Source organism: Flavobacteriales bacterium (assembly GCA_020635795.1).
GTDB lineage: Bacteria > Bacteroidota > Bacteroidia > Flavobacteriales_E > Vicingaceae > Vicingus.
In genome coordinates, this window is sequence record JACJZD010000001.1 from 227743 (window position 1) to 252502 (window position 24760).

Sequence of the window (24760 nt, forward strand, 5' to 3'; positions counted from 1 at the left end):
GTTAAAAATGCAAATAAAAATCTTGGGTTAAATTACGATATTCTTCGGTGTAATGGTGTCTTTTTTCTGTTTCTATAGTAACAGATTCCATAATAACAGGTGTGTTGGTTAACGAGAATTCCATTAAAATTCGTTTCGGTTCTTTTTGTAAATTAGGTTTTACGTAACAAATTCTGTTTAAAAATAACTCATGTACTGAAGCTATTTTGCAAAATTCAACTTCTTCTATAATAGGTAAAACAACACTAAAAACGCCCTCTTTTTCGAGTAGTTTAGAAACATGATGAAGCAAATCGTTAAACGATAATTCATCAGTATGTCTGGCAATGTTTTTTGAGTTGTTTGCTGATTTTGTAGCATTTACAAAAAATGGTGGGTTGGAAACGATAAGCTGGTATTTTTTATCCGTTGTAAAGTTTTGTAAGGTCGTGTGATGCGATTTTATGGAGTGTTTCCATTCTGAATTTGCAATGTTTTCGGTTGTTTGCAAAAAAGCGTTTTGGTCAACATCTATTGCATCAATTTGGGTATTTGGGTTGCGTTGAGCTATCATTAAACTAATTAAACCAGAGCCACAACCGATGTCTAGTACATTCCCAGTTGGTGCTTTAGTCCAAGCACCTAATAATACGCCATCTGTACCAACTTTCATGGCACATAAGTTTTGTTTTATAGCAAAATGTTTAAATTGGAAAACATCAGACATGATTAGTCTAAATAAATGTCAATCAGACCCTCTGGTGCATTAATTTCTATTGTTTTGGCACTGCGATCAACTTTTTTTACCACATCGTCGGTAATCGGTATTAAAATTTCTTTGCCCGATGAGTGTTTTATCTCCAATACCGATTGTTGAGGTAATTCCATCACATTGAAAACTTTTCCAATATTTCCTTTTTCAGCATCAATAGCTTCAAAATCAATTATTTCGTGATAATAAAACTGGTTACCTGTAAGTTTTGGCAATTTGGTTAGGGGTAAAAACAACTCTTTACCAACTAAAGTTTGAGCATGTTCTACATCGTTAACATCTTCAATTTTTAGTTTAACAGTGCCATTGTTTAAAACTTGGGCAGAGGTAATAAAAAAAGGAATCAGTGAATTATCGTTTTTGTTTAAACGAATCAACACTGATTCCAATTTATTGTATTTATTCGGATTGTCTACATCAAGCTTGGCGATGAGTTCTCCGTGTTTAGCATGAACTTTAGAAGTGTAACCTAAATAAAAGCACTCTTCAATTTTCATGATTTATTCTTCTGTTTTTTCTTCTTCAGCAGGAGCTTCAGTTTCTGGAGTAGCTTCAGCAACTACTTCTGGAGCAGCTTCTTCAGTAACTTCAGCAGTAGGAGCTTCTTCAGCAACTACCTCTTCTACAACTGGAGTGTTTTTAGCTAAAATTTCAGCAGCTTTCTTCTCGTTCGCAGCTTTCTCAGCAGCCATTCTTGCTTTTTCAGCATCTTGAGCAGCTTTGCTTAAACCAGCTTTTTTACCGTCAATTTTACCTTCTTTTTCACTTAACCAAGCAGCAAATTTTTTGTCAGCTTGCTCTTGTGTTAAAGCACCTTTAACAACACCTTTATCAAGGTGGTTTTTGTAAATAACTCCTTTATAAGAAAGAAGTGCTTTACAAGTGTCGGTAGGTTGAGCACCGGTTTTAACCCAGTGTAAACTTCTTTCAAAGTTTATGTCAATTGTTGCTGGGTTGTTGTTTGGATTGTACGTGCCTAATTTCTCAATAAACTTCCCATCTCGTGGGGCACGACTATCAGCTACAACAACATGGAAAAAAGCATAACCTTTTTTACCAAATCTTTGTAATCTAATTTTTGTAGGCATTTTTTAATATTTAATTGTTAATAAAATTTTAAGGCTGCAAATGTAAGCTTTTGTTTAGAATAACAAAACATTTGTGCAGATAATATTCTGAATGAGCTTTTTAGCTCGTTTTCACATGAAGCCCAACTCAAATTTGGCTTCTTCACTCATCATGTCTTTTGTCCAAGGCGGTTCCCATGCTAGTGTTACTGTTGCTGACTTTACGCTCCATAAGGCTTCGGTTTTTTGGCGTACTTCTTCTGGCAATGTTTCTGCAACTGGGCACGATGGAGAAGTTAAAGTCATGATAATTTCAGCATTAAAATCATCGTCGATGTTAATTTCATAAATCAATCCCATTTCATAAACATCAACAGGAATTTCAGGGTCGTAAACCGTTTTTAATGTTTCGATGATTTGTTGCTCTACATCTTGTTTGGAGATTTTCTCCATGTGTTGATTATCTTCACTCATAATTTGTTCACAGTTTTTCAGTTCACTGTTCTCGGATGTTAGTCTTCGCGTAAACTTTTTCTTAATGCTTGAATTTTTATAATAAGTTGTTCGGTTATTTTGTAATATTCTTTAAAGATATCGTCATTAATTAGAGACCTTCTTTTTGCAACATATAAACAGGAAATGATTTCAATTCCAGAGCGTAAAGCAAAGCCTAAAAAACGGTTAAATTCTTTTTTTGATTGTCCGGTTGAGCCTTCTGCAATATTTAAAGCTATAGAGTCAGCCGCCCTTTTTATTTGACTGTTTAAGACATAAAGTTCTTCTTTAGGAAAAGTTAATGTTAAATTATGAATCTTTCCCGTTAATTCAACTGCTTCTTGCCAAACGACTAATTTCTCAAAATTAAATCCCATTTCTTTTTTTGTTAACGGTTTTTAGTTCACTGTTTTACTGTCAACTGTTGGACTGTGAACTAAAAACTATAGCGTACATTTTTATTTGTTTTAACATGGCTAAAAGACCATTGCTTCTTGTTGGAGATAGATGTTCTTGTAATCCAATTTGGTCGATAAAAAACAAGTCAGTTTCAGCAATTTCTTTAGGTGTATGACCTGAAAAAACCCTGATTACTAAACCTACTATCCCTTTAGTAATGATGGCATCGCTATCTGCTGTAAAATTAATTATACCATCTGTATATTCGGCATGCAACCACACTCTACTTTGACAACCTTTTATTAAATTTTCGTCAACTTTGTATTTGTCATCAATTAAGGGTAAATCTTTTCCTAATTCAATGATGTGCTCATACTTGTCCATCCACTCATCAAACAAAGCAAATTCTTCGACTATTTCTTCTTGTTTCTCTTTTATTGTCATTATTCTATATTTTCCTTGTCATGCAGAGCTTGTCGAAGCATCTTTTAACAAGATTTCTCGACTTCGCTCGAAATGACAACCTATCTTAACATCTTTATTGCTCTGTTTAATGCAGCAATAAATATATCTATTTCTTCAAAAGTATTGTAAAAAGCAAAAGATGCCCTAGCTGTACCAGGAATATTAAACCGATTCATTAAAGGTTCAGTGCAATGATGTCCAGTTCTTATGGCTATGCCTAATTTGTCGATTATCATTCCGATGTCTGATGGATGAGTCCCCTCAACAACAAATGAAAGTACACTTGCTTTTTTTGTTGCTTCGCCAATGATTCGAACGCCTACTATTTGTTTAATTTGTTCGGTAGCATAAGTCAATAATTCGTGTTCGTATGCTTCAATTTTATCAATACCGATAGCATTCATATAATCTACGGCTACACCTAAACCAATTCCACCAACAATATTTGGCGTTCCAGCTTCAAACTTATGAGGCAGTTCGTTGTAAGTCGTTTTTTCAAATGTTACGGTTTTGATCATATCTCCACCACCTTGGTATGGAGGTAGGTCGTTTAACAAACTTTCTTTGCCATATAAAATTCCAACTCCGGTTGGACCAAACATTTTGTGTCCAGAAAACACATAGAAATCACAATTTAATGCTTGAACATCTACTTTTGTATGAGGGACAGCTTGAGCGCCATCAATCAAGATAAAAGCCCCCTCCATCTCCCCCGAAAGGGGAGCGTGTTGACGAACATAGTTGATAATCTCTTTTATTGGATTAACCGTTCCTAAAGTGTTAGATACATGGGTTACAGCTACCATTCGAGTTTTGTTGGAAATCAACTTGGTAAATTCCTCAAAAATAATTTCGCCTTTTTCGTTGATTGGAATCACCTTTAAAATAGCCCCTTTTTCTTCACAAATCATTTGCCAAGGAACAATGTTTGAATGGTGTTCCATGGTTGAGATGATAATTTCGTCTCCTTTTTTTAAGTGTTTTTTTCCAAAACTTGACGCGATTAAATTAATGCTGTCGGTAGTTCCTTTTGTAAAAATGACTTCGTGTTCGTGTTCTGCATTAATAAAATGTTGTAGTTTTTTTCGAGCAATTTCGTAGGCATTTGTTGCTTCTTGGCTTAATGTGTGAATGCCTCGATGTATGTTGCTGTTTTCAAAAGTGTAATACTTATTTATAGCATCAATAACCAATTTCGGTTTTTGTGAAGTAGCTCCATTATCCAGGTAGACTAGAGATTTTCCGTTTACTTCTCGATGGAGAATAGGAAAATCTGCTCGGATTTTTTCAATGTCTAATATTGGGGTAGCTGTCTTCAATTTATTTTTGGAATCGTTCTTCAATTTTTAAATCAATGTACTCCTGAAAAGCAGGAATACCTATTTTTTCTAAAGTATCTTTTGCAAAGGCATTTATCATCAAGTTTAAAGCTCCTTTTCGGCTAACTCCTCTCGATTGTAAATAGAAAATCGCTTCTTCGTCAATTTGCCCAGTTGTTGAGCCGTGACTACATTTTACATCGTCGGCATATATTTCCAGCTCTGGTTTTGAGTTTACCACAGAATCGTCTGACAATAAAATGTTATTATTAGCTTGAAAAGCATTGGTTTTTTGCGCATCTCGGCGGACAAATACTTTACCATTAAATACTCCAGTAGATGTATTGTCTAGAACTCCTTTATAAACCTCGTTTGAGTTACAGTGTGGTTTCTTGTGGTCAACAATGGTATGATTATCTATGTGGTCGTTGTTTTGCCCTAAATACAGTCCGCTTAAGTTGGTTTCGCAATTGCTTGCATCAACTTCAATGTTTAAGTTGTTTCGAACCAAAGCACCATTGAGAGTAGTAGTATTAATTGTGAAATTACTGTTTGCTTGTTGGTAAACTTGTTCGGTTGAAATGCTATAATTGTCTTGTGTTTTATCTTGTAGTTTGTTGTATTCAAATTGAGCATTTTCACCAACTACAATTTCAGAAACAGAATTGATAAAATTTTCTTTTCCATCAATATTTACAAACGATTCAAGAATTTTGATGTCGGTACTTTTTTCAGCAACAAACAAATTCCTTGTTTGTGTAATTGTATGGTCTTGAGTAGTAATGTTGATGATGTGATAAGGCTTGTTTGCTGTTTTGTTTTTATCAATAGCAATAAAAACGCCATCGGTATGGAAGGCATTGTTTATTGCTAAAAACAATTCGCTTCTTTCTTTTGTATAAGCGTTAAAAGTTGTTTTGAATAGTGCTGTATTGTTTTTTTTAGCCTCTGATAAAGAAGATGCAACAACACCAACCTGTTGCTCAATTTTTGATAAACTATTGTTGTAAATTCCATTTACCAAAACAATGATGTTAGCATCTAAATTTGGTATTAAAAAGGGTTTAACGTCTTGAATTTGAGGGCTTGAAATATTGAATTTTTTGTTGGTGATTTTACCTAGACGAGTATATTTCCAATATTCAGTTCCAGTTGTAGGTAATTCTAATGATTCAATTTCTTTTAAAGCATCTTTACGGAGATTGGTATAATAGTCTTGTTCTGCACTAAAATTAAGTGCTTTAAAGGTGTCGAGTAGTTGGTCTTTTTTTGTTAGTTCTGTTACCATTTTTGTTTTTCAATTATCATCTTACAATTCAACATTCGCTTCTTTAATCCAGTCGTAACCTTTTTCTTCTAGTTCTAATGCCAATTCTTTGCCACCTGTTTTTACAATTTTACCGTTGTATAATACGTGTACAAAATCTGGCACGATATAGTCCAGTAATCTTTGGTAGTGCGTTATTACAATAGTAGCATTTTGGTTCGATTTTAATTTGTTTACACCATTGGCAACTATTCTTAAAGCGTCAATGTCCAAACCTGAATCAGTTTCATCTAAAATAGATAACTTCGGCTCTAACATTGCCATTTGAAAAATTTCGTTTCTCTTTTTTTCGCCGCCAGAAAAACCTTCGTTTACCGAACGGTTAGCTAATTTAGCATCCAATTCTACCAAAGCAGATTTGTCTTTTACTTTGGCTAAAAATTCTTTTGCAGAAATGGGTTCTAAACCTTTGTAAGCTCTAGTTTCGTTTATTGCAGTTTTCAAAAAATTAATGTTGCTAACTCCTGGTATTTCAATTGGATATTGAAATGCCAAAAACAAACCTTCTCTAGCTCTATCTTCAGGACTTAAATCTAAAATATCCTGATTGTCAAACTCAACGCTGCCCTCTGTTACTTCATATTCTTCTCTTCCTGCTAATACAGCCGAAAGCGTACTTTTTCCAGAACCATTTGGACCCATTATAGCGTGTACTTCTCCTGCTTTTACTTCAAGGTTAATTCCTTTTAGTATTTCTTTTCCGTCGATGTTTGCGTGTAAATTTTTTATTTTTAACATAGTAGCCCCTCCAACCTCCCCGAAGGGGAGGCTTTAGTTTAGTGTTTATATAATGTTTTATTTTTCAATTTGTCTTTCTTCTTTTTTGACATTAGTCTCTCCTCCCCGAAGGGGAGGTCGGGTGGGGCTTTTAGCCCACACTTCCTTCTAAACTAATTTCTAATAATTTTTGTGCTTCTACTGCAAATTCCATAGGCAGTTGATTTAAAACATCTTTACAATATCCGTTTACAATTAAACTAATTGCTTTTTCGGTATTGATGCCTCGTTGGTTGCAATAAAATATTTGATCTTCACCAATTTTTGAAGTGGTTGCTTCGTGTTCAATTTTAGCCGTGCTGTTTTTTGCCTCGATGTAAGGAAAAGTATGGGCACCGCATTGGTCGCCCATTAATAGCGAATCACATTGAGTAAAGTTTCTAGCATTTGCTGCATTTTTATTGATTTGAACCAACCCTCGATATGAGTTGTTGCTAAAACCTGCAGAAATTCCTTTTGAAATAATGGTGCTTCGTGTGTTTTTACCCAAATGAATCATTTTGGTACCTGTATCTGCTTGTTGGTAATTATTGGTTACAGCTACCGAATAGAATTCACCAATAGCATTATCACCTTTTAAAATGCAAGAAGGATATTTCCAAGTAACAGCAGAGCCTGTTTCAACTTGAGTCCAAGAAATTTTTGAGTTGGTGTAACAAATACCACGCTTTGTTACAAAATTGTAAATACCACCTTTACCATCTTTATCACCAGGATACCAGTTTTGTACGGTAGAATATTTTATTTCGGAATTGTCTAAAGCAATTAATTCCACCACGGCGGCATGCAGTTGGTTTTCGTCTCTCATTGGAGCAGTACAGCCCTCAAGGTAACTAACATAACTACCTTCATCAGCAATAAGTAAAGTTCGTTCAAACTGACCAGTGCTTGCTTCGTTTATTCTAAAATACGTAGAAAGTTCCATTGGGCATCTTACTCCTTTTGGGATATAACAAAACGACCCATCAGAAAATACGGCAGAATTTAAAGCTGCATAAAAGTTATCCGTTGAAGGAACAACAGAACCTAAATGTTTTTTTACAATTTCAGGGTGTTCTTGAACGGCTTCGCTGAAAGAACAGAAAATAATGCCTAGTTCGCCCAACTTTTCTTTAAACGATGTTTTTACGGAAACTGAGTCCATTACAAAATCAACAGCTACACCAGATAAAGCTTTTTGTTCATCCATAGAAATTCCTAATTTATCCATGGTAGCTTTCATTTCTGGATCAACATCTTCCCATTTCACATCCTTTTTTGATTTTGGAGCAGCATAATAAGAGCTGTCTTGAAAATCAATTGGAGGGTAATTTACGTGAGCCCATTTTTTCTCGGTCATGGTTTTCCAATAAGCAAAAGCTTTTAGTCTAAAATCCAACAACCATTGTGGCTCATTTTTCTTTGCAGAAATCAATCGTACCACATCTTCATTAAGACCTTTAGGAATAACTTCCGATTCAATATTCGATGTAAACCCGTATTTATATTCTTGGGTTTTAAGTTCTTTTTTTAATTCGTCTTCTGTATAAGCCATTTTAATAAGTTAAAAGTTAAAAGCTAAGAGTAGAAAGTTTTTCTACTTACAACTTTTCACTAAAGGGAGAAACTTTCTCCACAACCACAAGTTCTATTTGCATTCGGGTTTTTAAATACAAATCCTTTCCCATTCAATCCACCAGAAAAATCCAATTCAGTACCAGCGAGGTATAAAATGCTTTTTTTATCACAAACAATTTTTATCCCTTTATCCTCAAAAACTTTGTCGTCGTCAGTTATCACATGGTCGAAAGTTAAATCGTAAGTTAAACCAGAACAACCACCGCCTTTAACACCAACACGAATAAAGCTTCCTTCAGGAGCACTGTCGTCTGACATTAAATGAATAGCTTGTTTTTTTGCGTTTTCTGAAACTGTTATCATAATTATCTTATTTAGATTGATTCTAAATTAGAGCAAAAGTACCTAAAAAGTGGTAGTGAAACAAAATTCTGGGCTTGTTTTTTGTGTTTTTTTTGAGATTTAAGGAAAAGAAATTGAAATAAATTAAATCCAGCCTTTGATTTTATAAAAAGCGATGGCAAAATATTCTCTGTATACCAAGGTTTGAAAACGTAGGTGATTCCAAAATTGATAGCGAACTTGAAGGTTGTTTCCAATGTCTGGAATCACTTTGTTTCCGCCTAATTTATCGTCATCAAAACTAAAGTCAGCTTCCATTTCTTGTGCCCAAGCAGGTTCGCCAGAAACATTGGTCATGCCTAATTTGTTGAAACATTTTACTGACCTATAAATATGTTCGGGAGAAGTAATAATTAAAGTAGGGGCATCTGAGTTGATTATTTTTTGTGTTTCCTGTGCTTGTGAACGAGTGTTTGTTCCTACATTTTCAAAAATAATTCTGTCGGGATTTACACCTCGTAATACAATTTCTTTTTTCATTAAGTAACAAGATGCATTAGTATCGGCAGTATCTCCAGGCATGGTAACAATAACTTTGGCAGCAGGAAATAGTTTAGCCATTTCAGCAGTTTTGTACGTGCGCATTAAGCCCGATTCGCTAGGAATGCCGCCACCACTCATTACTACAATATACTCTGGCGGATTGGTTAACTTATGTTCAGAGATACTCAAATCGTAATACATCCAAAAGGGTAAAGTAGTAAACGACAAAATCATTGTAATGACAAAAAAAATACCATTAACAATGAAAAACCATTTCGTGAATGTTTTTAGTTTGGGTAATATGTTTTTTAGTGTTTTGATGAGTACGAAGATACAAAAGTTCATAAAGTAAAAAGTTTATAAAGATTAAAGTTTGTCGTTTCTTCAACAAATTTTCAAATCATTACATTTTCAAATTATCTAATTACTTTTGCATCATGTTAGAAGATAAAAATCCAAAACCAGTTAGTGAATTGGGTCAACTCGGAGAGTTTGGCTTAATTAAACATCTTACTGAAAATATAGAACTACAAAACAAATCGTCGGTTAAGGGTGTTGGCGACGATGCTGCTGTTTTAAATTACAAAAACAAACACACTGTTGTTACTACCGATTTGTTGGTGGAAGGCGTTCATTTCGATATGCTATATTCTCCGTTAAAACATTTGGGGTACAAAGCTGTTGTGGTAAATATTTCTGACGTTTATGCGATGAATGCTCATCCGAAACAAATTACGGTTTCGTTGGCGGTATCAAATAAAATGTCTGTTGAAGCATTGGAAGAACTGTATGAAGGCATTTATTTGGCTTGTAATATTTATGGTGTTGATGTGGTAGGAGGAGATACCACTTCTTCAACTTCGGGTTTAATTATAAGCATTACAGCTATTGGCGAAGTAGAAGCTGCCGACGTGGTTTACAGAAACGGAGCAAAAGAAAACGATTTGATTTGTGTGTCGGGCGATTTGGGCGGAGCTTTTATGGGCTTGCAATTGTTAGAAAGAGAAAAACAAATATTTAAAGATAATCCAGCCATACAACCTGATTTTTCGGGTAATGATTATGTGTTGGAACGCCAATTAAAGCCAGAACCACGACAAGATGTGATTGAAATGTTTAAAGAATTGGGTGTTAAACCTACAGCTATGATTGATGTTTCAGATGGTTTGTCGTCAGACTTGTTGCACATTTGTAATCAATCGGAAGTGGGTTGTGTAATTTATGAAAACAAAATTCCTATCGACTATACAGTGGTTGGATTGGCACAAGAAATGAGTTTAGATCCTACGGTTTGTGCATTAAGTGGAGGCGAAGATTACGAATTGCTTTTTACCATCTCGCTTGACGATTACGAAAAAATTAAAGATCAAAAACGAGTAACCATTATTGGTCATATTACTTCTGATAAGGAAAATTATACTATTGTAGATAAGAACGAGCAAGTTCATAAGTTGATTGCGCAAGGTTGGAATGCTTTGTTGAATAATAAAAATGACTAGTTTTGTAAGGTGAAATTTTTAAAGAACATACTCAGTTTATTTTTAGTACTTACTATACTCAACACTTTTGTTGGTAAGACTATACATGAGGTGTTTTTTCATCATCACCACGATGATTTTCATTGTGAAGCCAAAAATACTCAACACTTTCATGAGCAAGAAGCTTCGCCTACCGATTTAGTTTGTAGTTTTAATTTATCTGCGTCAATAACTTCAGCAAGTTTTCAATCGGGTAAAGTAGTCTTGAATGAGCTAGGCGAATTTTCGCTTGGAACACTCCAAGTATATAGTAAAAACTTATTTCTTTCCATAAAATCGTTACGGGCACCGCCTGTGTGTTAAATAATTTACGAAACAGTAAACTATACTGGTTCAAGTCAATTTTTTGAAAATTATTTAATTCAATCAACAATGAAAAAAATAGCGTTTTTTTCTGTCCTCTTTTGGATAGGAATGATGAGCATATCTGCTCAAACAATTAGTGGAAATCTTTCTGATTTTGAAACCAATTTAACCTTGCCTGGCGTTAACATTTATTTGCCAGAACTCAAAAAAGGAGTGGTTAGTGATATAAATGGAAATTTCACCTTAAAACTAGGTAGAAAAGGCACTTACAAACTTCAAATCTCGTACGTGGGTTATGATATCATTTTAAAAACCATATTGGTAGAAAATGATACGGTTATAGATTTTAAACTTAAACCAACTGTAATTGAAACCAAGGAGTTTGTGGTTTCTTCGGTTTATCACAGTAGCCAAAACGAAAACCCTGTTGAGGTTATACAGTTCGATAACAAACAACTTCCCCAATCATCGTCGCCAACTTTAATGCAATCGTTAACCAATGTGGCTGGGGTAAACATGATAAGCACAGGAACCAATATTGGTAAACCTGTAATTCGTGGATTGAGTTACAATAGAGTGTTGGTTTTCAGCGAGGGTGTTGCAGTCGATAATCAACAGTTTGGAGATGAACATGGCTTGGGGTTGAGCGATATTGGTATCGACAAAGTGGAAATAATAAAAGGACCTTCATCACTTCTTTATGGAGCTGATGCGATGGGTGGGGTGTTGCATTTTATTTCGGAGCGACCAGCAAACATCAATACCATTGTTGGTGATGTTGGGACAAAATATTTTTCGAATACCAATGGTTATACTTCCAATATGGGTTTTAAAGGAGCTACTGATGGCTTTCGATATAGAGTTAGAGGTGGTTATAGTTCGCATGGCGATTATATGCAAGGAAATGGGGAGCGAGTGACCAATACGCGTTATACCGAAAGTGCTTTAAAAACTGGAATTGGGTTTATGAAAAAATGGTGGACAAACGATGTTGATTATTCGTTTTTGCAATCTGCAATTGGCATACCAGAGGAATTGGGCGAACAAAACACGCAACGTAAGTTATTATCGCCATTCCAAATTATTACCAATCACACGCTTTCTACACAAAACACTTTTTACATCAAAAAATCACACATTAACCTAAACTTAGGTTACATGGTTAATAACCGAACTGAATACGAAGAAGGCGAATTGTCGGAAACGGTTTATCACAATTATCCTGCCCCAGCAGCATTGAACATGTTGTTAAAAACCACTTCGTATGATGTAAAATGGCATTTACCAGAAATGAATCACATTGAAGTAATTGTGGGGTCACAAGGTAAATATCAAACCAACAGAAACAGTGGTGAAGAAAATTTAATACCCGACGCCAACGAACAACAAGCTGGCGGTTTTGCTATGGTTAAATATGGTAAAAATAAATTTACCACCATGGCTGGTTTGCGTTATGATGTTAAAAAAGTGGAAGGTTTTAAAATGGGAGAGCAAGATGAGGAAGGGTATAAAAGAGCATTTAAACAATTTTACGATAGTTATAACGGTTCATTAGGATTTACGTATCAGGCAAACGAAAAATTATTGTTTCGTACCAATTTAGCAAGTGGTTTTAGAGCTCCGAATTTAGCAGAGTTATCGTCAAATGGCGTACATGAAGGAACATTTAGGTACGAAATTGGAAATTTAGCCTTGAAAACAGAACAGAATTTTGAAATTGATTTGGGTTTTGAGTATGTGAGTGAGCACGTTTCAATTGCATTTGCTGGGTTTAACAATTTAATCAACAATTACATTTTCTTGTCGCCATTAGACTCGGTTATAGGAGAAGAAACCGTTTTTACTTACAGCCAAACCAATGCACAGTTGTATGGACTAGAAAGCACCATTGATATACATCCACACGCTATGCATTGGTTACATTTTGAAACGGGCTATGCCATGGTAATTGCTAAAGACCGACAGGGCAATTATTTACCGCGAATACCTGCATTTAACCTAAACAATACCTTAAAAGTGGAGTTGAATAATTTTAAGAAATGCGAAAATCCGTTTATTAGTTTAACCACTAACACCATTTTTGCACAAAACAATTTTGCCGAGTTTGAAACTGCCACGCCATCGTATGTATTGTTGAGTGCTAAAGTTGGAGCTGACTTTGCTTTGGGTAAACAAAAATTGGAAATAAGTATTGGTGCAACTAATTTACTGAACACTAAATTCTACAACCATTTATCGCGATTAAAGCCTGATGGTATTTACGATATGGGTAGAAATTTTGTGTTGAGTGTTAAAGTACCTTTTGGGATTAAGGGGTAGTTTTTTGTTGATGGTTGATGGTATTTAGTTATTAGTGTTTTGTTTACAGTAGCTAGATTCCTGTTTTCTCCGTCAGCCGACGGATGCACAGGAATGACGATGTTAATTGGGTTTTCTACGTCATTCCTGCGACGGCAGGAATCTAGTTGTTAAAAACAACAGAAATATTTCTAACTCGGTAAAACCGAGCGAGTAGTAAGAGATTACGAACAGATAGAGGGGAAATGTTATAAATTTTCATTTAACCATTTGCAGCAATCATTATTAACTGATTTTAAATCTTCCCATGTTATCCACCCAATTCGGCTTGAAATTTTTTCACATTGATCCTTATCAAGATTCCTATGAACTAAATCAGCTTGAATTGTTTGAAAATCATTTTTATAATCTCGAAAAGCATATCCATATAATCTTGCTCTTGGATTGTCTTTATAGAGTTTAGGCGTTAGCAATAAAAACAACGATTTATCAGGTATTCTTTTATTTAATGGGGTTGCTAAATTTTTATTTTCACCAAGCATAACATCAATATTTCTAATTATTTGGTTTCGTATGCTATCATAACTAACCTGATATGAAATATCAGACAAAACTTTTGCTTCAATTATAATTGCAAACCCATTAGTTGAATTAATTATTAAAGCATCAACATTAGTAGCTCCTTCCAAATCAGAACGAAAATCGCCCTTTATGTTACGAGTTTTTTCAATGATGTAGGGAATAAAATTTTGAATAGTTACATTTTCTTTAAGCCAATCAAGGTAAATTTTTGGAGATGGAATATTCGGTTCAAAGAATAAATTTAATTCTCCTGCTAAGCATTCATTCCAATTTGTAAAATTATCTAAAGGCGGCTTTTCTCCATATGCAAGAGTCAATAATTTTATTAATTCGCTAATTCTATTAGGACTATGAAATATGGTCATTAAAGAACTAGCTGTCCAAAAAATTTCATCTTTTTCAATTTGTCGAATCAATTTAATATCAGTAGTAAATGGTGTTTTTGACTCAAACAATTCATAATTTTTTATACTCTTTTTATACCTAGCTATATGATTATCAATATTAGTTGAATCGTTGTCTAATTGAACAAAATGTTCTTTAAGCTTATCTTCTGAAAATGGTAAATAAATTTTGTGTAGCATAATCGTTGATTTTTGTTTATTAAAAATTACTTTTTGCCTTGTTTTGTTCTTTTAATGTCTTTATTTTATCTTGTTCGTTTTTTCTTTTTTCTAAATCCATTTCAGTCATTGAAAAAGAAACTTTCCAAAAGAACATTGAGATCTTACTAGGAGAAACGCCCATCCCACTGTTTATTGTTGTTAACGTATATTTTACCCCATTTTTATCAGCAACGTATATATATTTTACATCTTTCCCATATTGACCTCCATTTACTGGAAGTTTGTATGGGGAAGAAGGTTTTACTGGTAAAAGTTTAAATTCTATACCATAATATTCTTGGATATCTAGCCTAAATGTTTTGGATTTATCCATAGAACTTCCACATGACATTCCTTCTGCATTAAGCTTGTAAATTGTACCGTCATCATTTAAATAAATATTCAATTCAACATCTTTGAAATTTCCTAAAGAAATCCGATCTAAATAACAAATTGCTTTTCCAAAATCATCAAATTTTGGAGTCCATCCCTTTTTTTCAAATCTATCACCTAAAGTGTACGTTTTTATTGATTTGAATTTTTTAGTTAAACTATCATTTTGTGCATTTACAAAATTTGTAAAAGATGTAATAACTAAAAGTAGTATAACAATGAAGTTTTTCATCCATTTATTTTTCATCGCATTATTTTTTATTAATATCAAATGTAACTCAAATATAACCCTTTACTTATACATTTCCCGAATAATTACTTTTTGTTTAGTCTAGAAAAATCAAAAAAGTTTCGAGGTGTAATTGTTTGTGAGGACACAAACTTGAGCAAAAGAGTACTAAAAATTCCAATATAATGGAAAAATTAATACAAATATTTCCATTACAACGGAAAAATTAATGGTTTTTTAATGATTTACTTATACATTTCTCGAATAATTACTTTTTGTAATTCTCGTTTTATGATGAGGTCGGTAATTACTTCATCGGTATCGGCGTGGGCAGCTTCTTTCAGTTTACGGTTTAAAAAATCAGAATCAATGTCAATTCGGTAAAGTAAAGCTTGTAGTTTGTTGTAATCGTCGTTAAGCATTTCATCTACCAATGGCAAAATTTGGTTAAACAACTCTTGGTAAGGTGTAAGGTCTTTTCCTGTAAAAGTAACGGTAAGGTTAAACCAGTTAAAATCTTTGGCTAGTTGTGCAACAACTTTTTCAATTAAATCTTGTCGGTTGTAGTAGGGGGTAAGCTCGCTTAATGTAGGGATAATGTTCATTTAGTTAATAGTTTACAGTCTTAAGTAATCAGTCTTCAATCTTCCAACTTCGGTCTTCCGACTTCCAATTTTGGTCTTCCAATTCAGCTTTCACGGTTCATCAGCACTTTAGCAAAATCTTCAAAAACTTGCTTTTTATCTTGAATAACATTTATCGAATCTAAATGAGCCAAAGCTGTGTTGTAAAACAAATTCATTTCAGCTTCGGCTTTTTGTTTTATTTTAAGCGAATCAAAAATTTTGGTAACACGCTTTACTTTACTTTCTTTATCCAAAACAGCCGAGTTTAAACAAAAATCCAATTCTTTTTTCGTGTCGCCTTTAGCAAGCTCTTTGGCTTTTAAAAGTAAATAGGTTTTTTTATTAGCTAGCACATCGCCACCAATTTGTTTTCCGAATTTTTTAGGGTCGCCATACAAATCAAGGATGTCGTCCATTAACTGGAAAGCTATACCTAAATTTTTACCAAACTCATAAATATGATTGGCATCTTCTTTTGTAGCGCTTCCTAATACTGCTCCAATTTTTAAACTTGCCGCTAATAAAACGGCAGTTTTTAGCTCAATCATTTTAATGTATTCGTCAATGGTAACATTGTCGAGCGTTTCAAAATTCATATCCAGTTGTTGTCCTTCGCAAACCTCTATTGCAGTAGCATTAAACAAGATTAAAATTTCGGGTAAATGAGTCGGGTTTGATTTGGCTAAAAATTGCAAGGATTGTACAAACATTACATCGCCAGAAAGAATGGCAATGTTGGTATTCCATTTTTTATAAACTGTTGAGTGATTTCTTCTTAGTGGTGCATTATCCATGATGTCGTCGTGCACCAAGGTAAAATTGTGAAAAATTTCTATGGCTAAAGCTGCATTAATAGCATCTTCTTCTTTGCCTCCAAATAAATTGTTAGCCAATAAAAGTAAGGCAGGTCTTAAACGTTTACCACCTAATTCTAAAGAATATTTTATAGGTAAATAAAGCTCTTTGGGTTCTTTATCGATATAAGAAATTTTAGCTAATTCCTTATTAACAACATCAATGTATTCCTTGATTTTTTGCATTTACGACAAGATATACGAAGGATTTTTTAAAATGATGTTTATTCCTTCTTCCAAACTAATCAAGGGTTTATTGTTTAGTAATTTTTTCATGTTGGTAATATCGGGGTGCCTTCTCGTCATGTCACCTTCTTCAAGTGGTGGTAAAAATTTTATTTCAGATTTTGAGCCTGTTAATTTTATAATCAACTTGGCCAAATCCAAAATAGAAGTTTCAACATTGTTGCCAATATTAATGGTTTTGTTTGCACAATCGTCGGAAAAAGCAGCAGTAATACAGGCATTAATATTGTTTTCCATAAAACAGAACGTACGGGTTTGGTCGCCTTTACCGTAAATGGTAATTTCTTGGTTGTTTAAAGCCGCATTTATAAATTTAGAAATAACAAAATCTTTGCTTTGTTTTGGCCCGTAGGTGTTAAAAAACCTAAAAATGGTATAATCTAAACCATATTCTTGTTTGTATGATTTTAAAAAAGCTTCACCAACATTTTTAACTATGGCATAAGGTAAACGCGAGTTTAATGGAGTTGTTTCTTCGTGTTGGGGATATTCGACAGGTTCGCCATAAACTTCAGAAGAAGAAGCGTACATCACTCGTTTAACTCCAGTGTTTTTGGCTAATTCCAATATGTTTTTTATCCCAGTAATATCGTTTAAAACTTTAATTGGATTTTCAAGTGTTCGTTTAACGCCAACCAATGCAGCATAATGAAAAGCATAATCGAATGAAAAGGTATGGAAAACACTAGTTATTTCTGATGCAATGTTTACATCACATTGAATAAACTTTAAATTCTTATTTGGGGCTAAAGGTAACTTGTTTTTGCTTCCTGTTTGTAAATTATCTACAACCACCACGAAATGGTTAGGCTTTTGAATTAAGCCTTCTACAAGAGCGCTACCTACAAAGCCAGCACCACCGGTTACTAGAATGTTTATTTTATTGCTCATTTACAATGTCCATTAAATAAATGCCATACCCGCTTTTTATAAGAGGTTCTGCTAATTTTTGTAATTGTTGTTTAGAAATAAATCCTTTTCTAAAGGCTATTTCTTCAATACATCCAATTTTTAAGCCTTGTCGTTCTTCAATAACTTGAACGTATTGACCAGCCTGCATTAATGATGCATGAGTCCCAGTGTCCAACCAAGCAGTTCCTCTATCCAGAATACCAACCTCTAACTTACCTTGTTCTAAGTATTTTTTATTTACATCAGTAATTTCGTATTCTCCACGTTTACTTGGTTTTAGCTCTTTGGCTATTTTTACCACATCATTATTATAAAAATACAAACCTGGTACAGCATAGTTTGATTTAGGTTTTTCGGGTTTTTCTTCAATAGAAATAGCCTTGTGGTTTTTATCAAACTCAACAACACCATATCGTTCTGGGTCGCTAACATGGTAAGCGAAAACTACCCCACCATCAGGATTGGTTTTTTGAGTTAACAAATCATCTAATCCTGTTCCGTAAAAAATATTATCACCTAAAATAAGAGCAACTTTGTCGTTTCCAATAAATTCTTCACCAATAACAAACGCTTGAGCTAAACCATTCGGGATTTCTTGTATAGCATAAGTAAATTTACAGCCAAACTGAGTTCCATCTCCCAACAGCATTTTAAAACTAGGGTTGTCGTGTGGTGTTGTTATTATTAAAATTTCGTTTATTCCAGCACTCATCAAAACCGAAAGGGGATAATAAATCATTGGTTTATCGTAAATAGGCATTAACTGCTTACTTACTGCTAGTGTAAGTGGGTGTAATCTTGTGCCAGAACCTCCGGCTAATATTATTCCTTTCATATTTGATTCTTTTGGTCTATTTCTTCAGTTTGATGTTCTATAGGTTTTACTTCTAAATCATCTAGTTCTATGTCTTCTTCTTCGTCAAAAATTTCAATTAATGGTTCTTTTTTAAATGCTTTTGTGGTCAATGCTTTATCTAACGATAAAAGTAATGAAGGTAAAAGTAATAAATCAGACAAAATTGCCATTAACAATGTAAATGAAACTAAGAAACCTAGAGCAACAGTTCCTCCAAAACTAGAGGCGGTGAATACTCCAAATCCAAAAAATAGAATGGTTGAAGTATAAATCATGCTCACACCCGTTTCTTTTAAAGCGATTAAGACTGATTTTTTTAAGCCAACAGTATGATTTTTAAGTTCTTGTCGGTATTTGGCTAAAAAGTGAATAGTGTCATCTACTGAAATACCAAAAGCAATACTAAAGATAAGAATGGTTGACGGTTTTATAGGGATGCCAATATAACCCATTAAAGCTGCAGTGGTAATAAGTGGTATTAGGTTTGGTATTAAAGAAACAACCACCATTCGAATTGACGAAAACAGTATTGACATAATCGAGGCAATTAACAAAACGGCTAAAGCCAAGCTAGTAAATAGGTTTTCAACTAAATAGTTGGTTCCCTTTAAAAAGGCAACGCTTGTCCCTGTTAGGGTAACTTTATATTCGTCAGGACTAAAAATAGAATCAATTTTAGGTTTTATCTCAGTAAGTAACATTTCCATTTCTTCAGTGCCAATATCAGCCATTTGAAAACTCACTCTAGTTACTTGGTTATTGCTATCAATAAACGAAGAGAAGTCTTTTCTTGTTGAATCTTTAGAGATGTATTCCTTTAATTTATTGAGTTCAGTTGCAGGAGGCAAAATGTAAAACTTTGGATTCCCTTTTTTGTATGCTTGGTAAGAAAATTGAATGGCCTCTACAACCGATAGGGGTTTCGAGAACTGAGGGTAGTCAGAAATAACTTTTTGTAATTTTTTTATTTTGTATAAAGCTCTTGCGTTTTCAGCAAAAACACCATTTTTCTTTTTGGTATCAATCACAACTTCAAAAGGCATAACACCACTAAAGTTTTTTTCGAAGAATTTAAGGTCGGTAACTATTGGGTCATTTTTTGGTAAGTCATCAACAATGTTACCCGTAGTTTTAATTAATGAAATACCATAAAACCCTAGTCCAACAATAATTATAGTTGCAATGTAAATGTATTTTCTGTGGTAGCTCACAAGGTAAACAAGCTTGTCAACCATCTTTTCCATGAGTTTGTTCTCTAAGTGTTTTACATGGCGGTCTTTAGGTTCGTTTAAAAAACTAAAAATGATAGGAATTAATAATATTGATAAAACAAATACCAGTAAAATATCTATAGCGGCAACAATACCAAATTCAACCAAAATGGAACTTTTAGTAAAAATAAATGTAGCAAAACCAACGGCAGTGGTTGTATTGGTTAAGAAAATCGCGTTCCCAGTTTTTTGAATAACTCTGCTCAACGATTTTATTTGATTGCCATGTTTTTTAAATTCTGTGTGATACTTGTTCAGTAAAAAAATGCAGTTTGGAATACCAATAACAATTAACAAAGGAGGAATCAAGCCTGTTAAAATGGTGATTTCAAAATCGAATAACACCAAAATACCCATAGACCAAATAACACCGATACAAACCACTAACAACGAATACAACGTTGCTTTAAACGACCTAAAAAATAAATACAGAATAACTGCTGTAATTAAGATGGATAGTAGAAGAAACAGCTTTATTTCGGAAGCAACTTTAGTTGAAGAGTTGGCTCTTATTAAAGGCAACCCTGATTTATGAACTTCTATGCCTGTTTTGTTTTCAAAAGCTTCTACTTTTTTTGCTATGGCATCAAATATTCCGTTTCTGTATTTTGAATCAAGTACTTCTCTGTTTAATGTTACAGCAATAAGGGTAGCGTTTGTGGAGTCTGAATACAAAAAACCCTCATAAAAAGGATAGTTGAACAACACTTCTTTCAAAGAATCTACCTCATGTTGAGTAGTGGGCTTCTTTTTTACAAGCTGCTCTAAATCAAATTGTTTTTTGGATTTGTTACGGGTAAGTGTATAAGCATTAGCAATTGAAAGTGCTTCAGTAACACCATTTACAATAACTTTTTCTTTACCTTTTTTAAAAGGGACTTTAATGTTTTTTAAGTTTTTGGTTAAATCATACCAAGCATTAAAGTTGTTTAATTCAAAAAGTTGTTCATTTTTTATTCCTAGAACAACAACACTTCCATCAGCACCAAACGTTTTTCTAAAATTTTCATAATCAATATAAGTTGAATCCGTTTTTGGAAGCATTTGAGCCATCTGATAACTCATTCTAACATTTTGGGCAAAAAACAGCATTACAGCAGTTATTAGTCCAATTCCAATTAGAATTACCAACCGATTTTTTAAAATGATTTTAGAAAGGTTAAACCACATATTACTTAACTTCAAGATATTGTTGAAGAGGGTGCAAATATCTGAAAATAAATAAGGAATTAACTTACACGAGGTAAGTTAATTCCTTAAAAATACTTTTTTTACTTTGTAGCTGTTGCGTTGGCTTGTTTTACGATTCTTACCGCGGTAAGGTCATGAATATGCATAACATTAGGTTGATAACCCACTACACTAGATTGAAACAGTCTATAGTTTTCGTTGTACCATAATGGAATGATAGGAGCTTCGTTAATAAGAATTTGTTCAGCCTTTAAACACAATTCATTTCTTTTTACTTCATCAGTTGAGGTTGTTGCTTGTTCAAAATAGTTGTCGAACTCACTGTTTACAAAACGCGATGAGTTAGGAAAAGAAGGTTCGGTGAGAGTGCTTGGGACATAGCCACCGTAGCCGATGTTTAAAAAATTGTCAGGTGTAGGGTAGTCGGCAAGCCAAGCAGAAACCCCCATGCTTCCATGAGCCATTTTGTCAAGAGCTAACTTCTCGGCAAAAGTTACGGTAACAATTTCTGTATTTACATTAATTTCTGATAACAATTGTTTTTGAATTTCTAAAGCCACTCTTAATGTTTGGTTTTCGTTGCCACTAATGTAAAACTTGATTAATGGTAAACCTTCACCATTTTTATACCCAGCATCAGCAAGCATTTTTTTTGCTTTATCAATATTGTGTTCAATACCTATAACCGATTCGTAGTCGTAACCTTTAATTACAGGAGGAACCAAGCCGTTTAGTGCTGGTCCGTAAGCCTCTCCATTTAAAACCACATCAACCAATTTAATTTTGTCAATTGCCATGGCAATAGCTTGTCTAACCTTTGTGTTTTTAAAAGGTTCAGTTTTAGTGTTAAACTCTAAATAAACAGTAACCAATTCAGGGTATCTTCCCAAAACATATTTTGGTGGTTTTGATTCAAAATCAGAAATTTGGTTTTCAACTACATTTTTAATGGATGCAGAAGGCAAATCAACAATGATATCCAATTGTTTGCTTTCAAACTTTTCAAGTCTTTCTTGACTAGATTCAATGACGTGGAATGAAACAGCATCTAAATAAGGTAATTTACTTCCTGCAGAATCTAGTTGGTGATAATTTGTATTGCGTTTTAAGGTGATTTGATTGTTGTGTTTCGAGTTTTTGTCAAAAACAAATGGGCCTGTTCCAACTATATCAAATTTTTCTTTGTCAAATGCTTCTTTAGGAACTATAGCAAGGCTAACTGTTGCCAATGTTTGTAAGAAGTTTGAAGATGGTTTAATTAAATTAAAACTTACCGTATAATCATCAATAACTTTAACACCACTTACAGGTACGAATTCAGCTTTTTGAAACGATTCTTTTGCACCTACTAGTTTGCTTTTTATAATGCTATAAGCATAATTTACTTCACTATTACAAATTCTATTAAATGAATATGCAACATCATCAGCTTTTACTTCTCTTCCTTTGCCCCCCGAAAAACAATCGTTGTTATGAAAAAAAACTCCTTTTTTTAATTTAAAGGTATAAACTAATCCGCTTTCGTCAATTTCCCAACTTTCGGCTAATTGTGGCTCAACACTCAAGTCTTTTGAATTAAATTTAACAAGGCTCTCGAAAATTTGACCCAAAACTTGTGAAGAATATCCATCAATAATTTTAATTGGATCAAAACCAATTACATCTTGGTTAATTGCTACATCTAATGTGTCTCCAAATAAAGATGAAGTTTGATTGTCGTTTGCCTCAGTTTCAGTTTCGTTTCCACCACACGAAACAAGGCTGATTGAAATTGTTAATGCAAAAATAAATTTAAAAATCTTAGTCATGAGTTTTTATTTAAAAAGCAAATGTAAGAAAATCAATAAACTAAAATTATAGTTTTTTATTTTACTTCATGTATTTGATAACATGTTGTTTAACTTGATTTTTTTATTGATGGTTTATTTTAAGGGTATTTGATAATATTATTACTTACCTTTGTAAGTTAGAAATACGAAAGATACTACTTAAACTATGACATTTTCGCATAATTTCCACATACCAGTAATGGGTATTGGTTTTACAGTTGATACTCCTGTAAAAGTTGCACATTATGGTATTTCCTCGGTTTTATCTGCTGGTGATGATATGCTGCTTGAACGACTTAGAGAATTTTATTCTACTAAATTCAATTTCCCATTTACCCCCATTCATAAAAACGAATTCGATAAAAGAGCCAAGCGTATTACTGCTTATCTTGATTTGGTTAACCACATGGTTAACGATAAATTTCAAGAGTTAAAAAACGCTTCATTTGAAAAAGGAAGTGAAATAACCAAATACTTTGAAATGTTGCCCGATTTTTCAACACTTAAGAAAGAATACTTAAGAATGTTGGAAGAAAAAGAAACAGAGGTTAAATCGTCAATTCAAAATTGGTTGAGATCTAATATGGTTGCTGGGTCTATTGATATTAATATCATGACCAAATTAGATAGAGATAATTATGATTTAAAGGGAGAAAAGTTACCTATTGAGTTTAATGATGCTCATGCCGCGGTAAGAGGTTTTGCAAACAGTACGCTAAAATCAGGATTGGTGTTGTCGGCAGGATTGAACCCAAGATTGTACAGTTATCTGGCAAATTTTGAAGGGTTTTTCCCAAATGAGCACAACGAAATAGACAAAAAAGTTATTTTAAAAGTGAGCGATTACCGTTCGGCTTTGGTACAAGGTAAATTTTTAGCTAAAAAAGGAATTTGGGTATCGGAGTACCGTGTAGAGTCGGGGTTAAACTGTGGAGGGCATGCTTTTGCTACCGATGGTTTTTTAATGGGACCGATTTTAGAAGAATTTAAACAAAACAAAGAAACTTTAATTGCTGAGGTTCATGAAATACTAAACGTTGCGTTGGAAGCTTCTGGTCGAAAAAGATTAGAACAACCATTGGCTATGTTAGTAACAGCTCAAGGAGGCGTTGGCAATTTAACCGAGCACCAATTTTTAACCGATTATTATAATGTTGACAGTGTTGGTTGGGGAACTCCATTTTTATTGGTTCCTGAGGCTGTTAACATAGATAACGATACATTTAATTTGCTTGCAAAAGCAACAGAAGACGATTTGTATTTAAGCGATATATCGCCAATTGGAGTGCCTTTTAACTGTGTTGTTGGAAATACAAAAGACAACGAAAGAGATGAGAAAATACAATCAGGTAAGCCTGGTAGTCCTTGTCCTAGTCAGTATTTAAAACTGTACAACAAAGAATTTACCGATAAGCCAATTTGTTTAGCATCGCGCCAATACCAGAAATTAAAAATTGCTGAGTTGGATGGTAAAAACCTTACCGATAAAGCAGAATACCAAAGACAATACGATAAAATAACCGTAAAATCGTGCCTTTGTGCAGGATTGGTAATGACGGCTTATACCGAGAATAATTTACTGAAAACATCAGATGGCAAGGGTATTTCTGTTTGCCCTGGTCCAAATATGGCATATTTCAGTAAAAAATCGACGTTGCAAGAAATGGTTGGTCACATCTATGGTAAAAATAATTTGTTAAACGATACCTATCGACCAAATATGTACATCAAAGAGTTGGGGATGTATATCGATTACTTGAATAAAGAAATAAACAACACACCTGCCGAAGAAGTAAATGAGCGTAAGTTAAAATACTTTAATTCGTTTAAAAACAATTTGCTCGAAGGTATTGAGTATTACAAAACAATGCTTCCTAAATTGGCTGATAAAACCAATTGGAAATTAGAGTTAGAAATGTATTTAGCGAAAGTACATTTAATAGAAATACCAGAATTGGTTTCAGTTAATTAACATTTTTGTC

24 protein-coding genes are annotated in these 24760 nt (G+C 33.7%); 4 read left to right on the plus strand and 20 right to left on the minus strand.

Annotated features, from left to right (window positions below):
- Position 1 precedes the first annotated feature (1 nt).
- The 12 genes from H6589_00965 to H6589_01020 all read right to left on the minus strand — a co-directional run bounded on the left by H6589_00965 (position 2) and on the right by H6589_01020 (position 9387).
- The gene (locus H6589_00965) at positions 2-706 is read right to left on the minus strand and encodes a methyltransferase (GenBank protein ID MCB9173158.1); all 705 of its coding nucleotides are present in this window, start codon (positions 704-706) and stop codon (positions 2-4) included.
- A 2-nt stretch (positions 707-708) separates the two neighbouring features.
- Positions 709-1248 carry a 16S rRNA processing protein RimM gene (gene rimM, locus H6589_00970; protein ID MCB9173159.1) on the minus strand — a complete coding sequence of 180 codons (540 nt, stop codon included), beginning with the start codon at positions 1246-1248 and terminating at the stop codon, positions 709-711.
- A 3-nt stretch (positions 1249-1251) separates the two neighbouring features.
- The gene (locus tag H6589_00975; GenBank protein ID MCB9173160.1) at positions 1252-1839 is read right to left on the minus strand and encodes a 30S ribosomal protein S16; all 588 of its coding nucleotides are present in this window, start codon (positions 1837-1839) and stop codon (positions 1252-1254) included.
- Between the two features lie 111 nt (positions 1840-1950).
- Positions 1951-2271, minus strand: coding sequence for a DUF59 domain-containing protein (locus H6589_00980; GenBank protein MCB9173161.1), 321 nt, complete (start codon positions 2269-2271; stop codon positions 1951-1953).
- A gap of 59 nt (positions 2272-2330) precedes the next feature.
- Entirely contained in the window at positions 2331-2690 is a 360-nt protein-coding gene (locus H6589_00985) for a four helix bundle protein (protein MCB9173162.1), read from the minus strand.
- A gap of 40 nt (positions 2691-2730) precedes the next feature.
- The gene (locus tag H6589_00990; protein MCB9173163.1) at positions 2731-3156 is read right to left on the minus strand and encodes a SufE family protein; all 426 of its coding nucleotides are present in this window, start codon (positions 3154-3156) and stop codon (positions 2731-2733) included.
- 80 nt (positions 3157-3236) lie between these two features.
- Positions 3237-4478 carry a cysteine desulfurase gene (locus tag H6589_00995; protein MCB9173164.1) on the minus strand — a complete coding sequence of 414 codons (1242 nt, stop codon included), beginning with the start codon at positions 4476-4478 and terminating at the stop codon, positions 3237-3239.
- A gap of 19 nt (positions 4479-4497) precedes the next feature.
- Positions 4498-5784 (minus strand): Fe-S cluster assembly protein SufD, encoded by a 1287-nt coding sequence (gene sufD / locus H6589_01000; GenBank protein MCB9173165.1) that lies wholly within the window; start codon positions 5782-5784, stop codon positions 4498-4500.
- A 21-nt stretch (positions 5785-5805) separates the two neighbouring features.
- Positions 5806-6561: a Fe-S cluster assembly ATPase SufC gene (gene sufC / locus H6589_01005; protein ID MCB9173166.1), complete on the minus strand. Its 756-nt coding sequence runs from the start codon at positions 6559-6561 to the stop codon at positions 5806-5808.
- A 130-nt stretch (positions 6562-6691) separates the two neighbouring features.
- Positions 6692-8134: a Fe-S cluster assembly protein SufB gene (sufB, locus tag H6589_01010; protein ID MCB9173167.1), complete on the minus strand. Its 1443-nt coding sequence runs from the start codon at positions 8132-8134 to the stop codon at positions 6692-6694.
- Between the two features lie 59 nt (positions 8135-8193).
- Entirely contained in the window at positions 8194-8520 is a 327-nt protein-coding gene (locus H6589_01015) for an iron-sulfur cluster assembly accessory protein (GenBank protein MCB9173168.1), read from the minus strand.
- A 123-nt stretch (positions 8521-8643) separates the two neighbouring features.
- The gene (locus H6589_01020) at positions 8644-9387 is read right to left on the minus strand and encodes a YdcF family protein (GenBank protein ID MCB9173169.1); all 744 of its coding nucleotides are present in this window, start codon (positions 9385-9387) and stop codon (positions 8644-8646) included.
- 92 nt (positions 9388-9479) lie between these two features.
- Here H6589_01020 and thiL point away from each other — a divergent pair, with 92 nt between their 5' ends.
- From thiL to H6589_01035, 3 genes are all read left to right on the plus strand, one after another.
- Complete coding sequence (gene thiL / locus H6589_01025; GenBank protein MCB9173170.1) at positions 9480-10541, plus strand: thiamine-phosphate kinase; 1062 nt, start codon at positions 9480-9482, stop codon at positions 10539-10541.
- 9 nt (positions 10542-10550) lie between these two features.
- Positions 10551-10883, plus strand: a complete 333-nt coding sequence (locus tag H6589_01030) for a hypothetical protein (GenBank protein MCB9173171.1) — start codon at positions 10551-10553, stop codon at positions 10881-10883.
- A gap of 69 nt (positions 10884-10952) precedes the next feature.
- Positions 10953-13205 (plus strand): TonB-dependent receptor, encoded by a 2253-nt coding sequence (locus H6589_01035; GenBank protein ID MCB9173172.1) that lies wholly within the window; start codon positions 10953-10955, stop codon positions 13203-13205.
- 227 nt (positions 13206-13432) lie between these two features.
- Here H6589_01035 and H6589_01040 read toward each other — a convergent pair whose 3' ends face one another.
- From H6589_01040 to H6589_01075, 8 genes are all read right to left on the minus strand, one after another.
- Positions 13433-14350 (minus strand): hypothetical protein, encoded by a 918-nt coding sequence (locus H6589_01040; protein MCB9173173.1) that lies wholly within the window; start codon positions 14348-14350, stop codon positions 13433-13435.
- A gap of 19 nt (positions 14351-14369) precedes the next feature.
- Entirely contained in the window at positions 14370-15011 is a 642-nt protein-coding gene (locus H6589_01045) for a hypothetical protein (GenBank protein MCB9173174.1), read from the minus strand.
- Between the two features lie 227 nt (positions 15012-15238).
- Positions 15239-15598: a hypothetical protein gene (locus H6589_01050; protein ID MCB9173175.1), complete on the minus strand. Its 360-nt coding sequence runs from the start codon at positions 15596-15598 to the stop codon at positions 15239-15241.
- A gap of 83 nt (positions 15599-15681) precedes the next feature.
- Positions 15682-16659, minus strand: a complete 978-nt coding sequence (locus H6589_01055; protein MCB9173176.1) for a polyprenyl synthetase family protein — start codon at positions 16657-16659, stop codon at positions 15682-15684.
- Entirely contained in the window at positions 16660-17610 is a 951-nt protein-coding gene (locus H6589_01060; protein ID MCB9173177.1) for an NAD-dependent epimerase/dehydratase family protein, read from the minus strand.
- A complete protein-coding gene (gene rfbA / locus H6589_01065; GenBank protein ID MCB9173178.1) occupies positions 17600-18466 on the minus strand; it encodes a glucose-1-phosphate thymidylyltransferase RfbA in 867 nt (288 codons plus the stop codon). Before rfbA ends, H6589_01060 begins: the two co-directional genes overlap by 11 nt.
- On the minus strand, positions 18463-20928 hold the full coding sequence (locus H6589_01070; protein MCB9173179.1) for an MMPL family transporter: 2466 nt from the start codon (positions 20926-20928) through the stop codon (positions 18463-18465). The genes rfbA and H6589_01070 overlap by 4 nt, the downstream gene beginning before the upstream one ends.
- A 101-nt stretch (positions 20929-21029) precedes the next feature.
- The gene (locus H6589_01075; GenBank protein ID MCB9173180.1) at positions 21030-22757 is read right to left on the minus strand and encodes an ABC transporter substrate-binding protein; all 1728 of its coding nucleotides are present in this window, start codon (positions 22755-22757) and stop codon (positions 21030-21032) included.
- Positions 22758-22944: 187 nt separating this feature from the next.
- Here H6589_01075 and H6589_01080 point away from each other — a divergent pair, with 187 nt between their 5' ends.
- On the plus strand, positions 22945-24750 hold the full coding sequence (locus H6589_01080) for a hypothetical protein (GenBank protein MCB9173181.1): 1806 nt from the start codon (positions 22945-22947) through the stop codon (positions 24748-24750).
- Positions 24751-24760 lie beyond the last annotated feature (10 nt).

What these genes read in the sequence shown, in the direction of transcription:
- thiL (MCB9173170.1), top strand. Translation starts at nt 9,480, where the DNA reads ATGTTAGAAGATAAAAATCCAAAACCAGTTAGTGAATTGGGTCAACTC.
- H6589_00975 (MCB9173160.1), bottom strand. Translation starts at nt 1,839, where the DNA reads ATGCCTACAAAAATTAGATTACAAAGATTTGGTAAAAAAGGTTATGCT.
- H6589_01040 (MCB9173173.1), bottom strand. Translation starts at nt 14,350, where the DNA reads ATGCTACACAAAATTTATTTACCATTTTCAGAAGATAAGCTTAAAGAA.
- H6589_01020 (MCB9173169.1), bottom strand. Translation starts at nt 9,387, where the DNA reads ATGAACTTTTGTATCTTCGTACTCATCAAAACACTAAAAAACATATTA.
- sufD (MCB9173165.1), bottom strand. Translation starts at nt 5,784, where the DNA reads ATGGTAACAGAACTAACAAAAAAAGACCAACTACTCGACACCTTTAAA.
- rimM (MCB9173159.1), bottom strand. Translation starts at nt 1,248, where the DNA reads ATGAAAATTGAAGAGTGCTTTTATTTAGGTTACACTTCTAAAGTTCAT.
- H6589_01050 (MCB9173175.1), bottom strand. Translation starts at nt 15,598, where the DNA reads ATGAACATTATCCCTACATTAAGCGAGCTTACCCCCTACTACAACCGA.
- H6589_01035 (MCB9173172.1), top strand. Translation starts at nt 10,953, where the DNA reads ATGAAAAAAATAGCGTTTTTTTCTGTCCTCTTTTGGATAGGAATGATG.
- sufC (MCB9173166.1), bottom strand. Translation starts at nt 6,561, where the DNA reads ATGTTAAAAATAAAAAATTTACACGCAAACATCGACGGAAAAGAAATA.
- H6589_01045 (MCB9173174.1), bottom strand. Translation starts at nt 15,011, where the DNA reads ATGAAAAATAAATGGATGAAAAACTTCATTGTTATACTACTTTTAGTT.
- sufB (MCB9173167.1), bottom strand. Translation starts at nt 8,134, where the DNA reads ATGGCTTATACAGAAGACGAATTAAAAAAAGAACTTAAAACCCAAGAA.
- H6589_01060 (MCB9173177.1), bottom strand. Translation starts at nt 17,610, where the DNA reads ATGAGCAATAAAATAAACATTCTAGTAACCGGTGGTGCTGGCTTTGTA.
- H6589_00985 (MCB9173162.1), bottom strand. Translation starts at nt 2,690, where the DNA reads ATGGGATTTAATTTTGAGAAATTAGTCGTTTGGCAAGAAGCAGTTGAA.
- H6589_01075 (MCB9173180.1), bottom strand. Translation starts at nt 22,757, where the DNA reads ATGACTAAGATTTTTAAATTTATTTTTGCATTAACAATTTCAATCAGC.
- H6589_01070 (MCB9173179.1), bottom strand. Translation starts at nt 20,928, where the DNA reads ATGTGGTTTAACCTTTCTAAAATCATTTTAAAAAATCGGTTGGTAATT.
- H6589_00990 (MCB9173163.1), bottom strand. Translation starts at nt 3,156, where the DNA reads ATGACAATAAAAGAGAAACAAGAAGAAATAGTCGAAGAATTTGCTTTG.
- rfbA (MCB9173178.1), bottom strand. Translation starts at nt 18,466, where the DNA reads ATGAAAGGAATAATATTAGCCGGAGGTTCTGGCACAAGATTACACCCA.
- H6589_01080 (MCB9173181.1), top strand. Translation starts at nt 22,945, where the DNA reads ATGACATTTTCGCATAATTTCCACATACCAGTAATGGGTATTGGTTTT.
- H6589_00965 (MCB9173158.1), bottom strand. Translation starts at nt 706, where the DNA reads ATGTCTGATGTTTTCCAATTTAAACATTTTGCTATAAAACAAAACTTA.
- H6589_01015 (MCB9173168.1), bottom strand. Translation starts at nt 8,520, where the DNA reads ATGATAACAGTTTCAGAAAACGCAAAAAAACAAGCTATTCATTTAATG.
- H6589_00980 (MCB9173161.1), bottom strand. Translation starts at nt 2,271, where the DNA reads ATGGAGAAAATCTCCAAACAAGATGTAGAGCAACAAATCATCGAAACA.
- H6589_01055 (MCB9173176.1), bottom strand. Translation starts at nt 16,659, where the DNA reads ATGCAAAAAATCAAGGAATACATTGATGTTGTTAATAAGGAATTAGCT.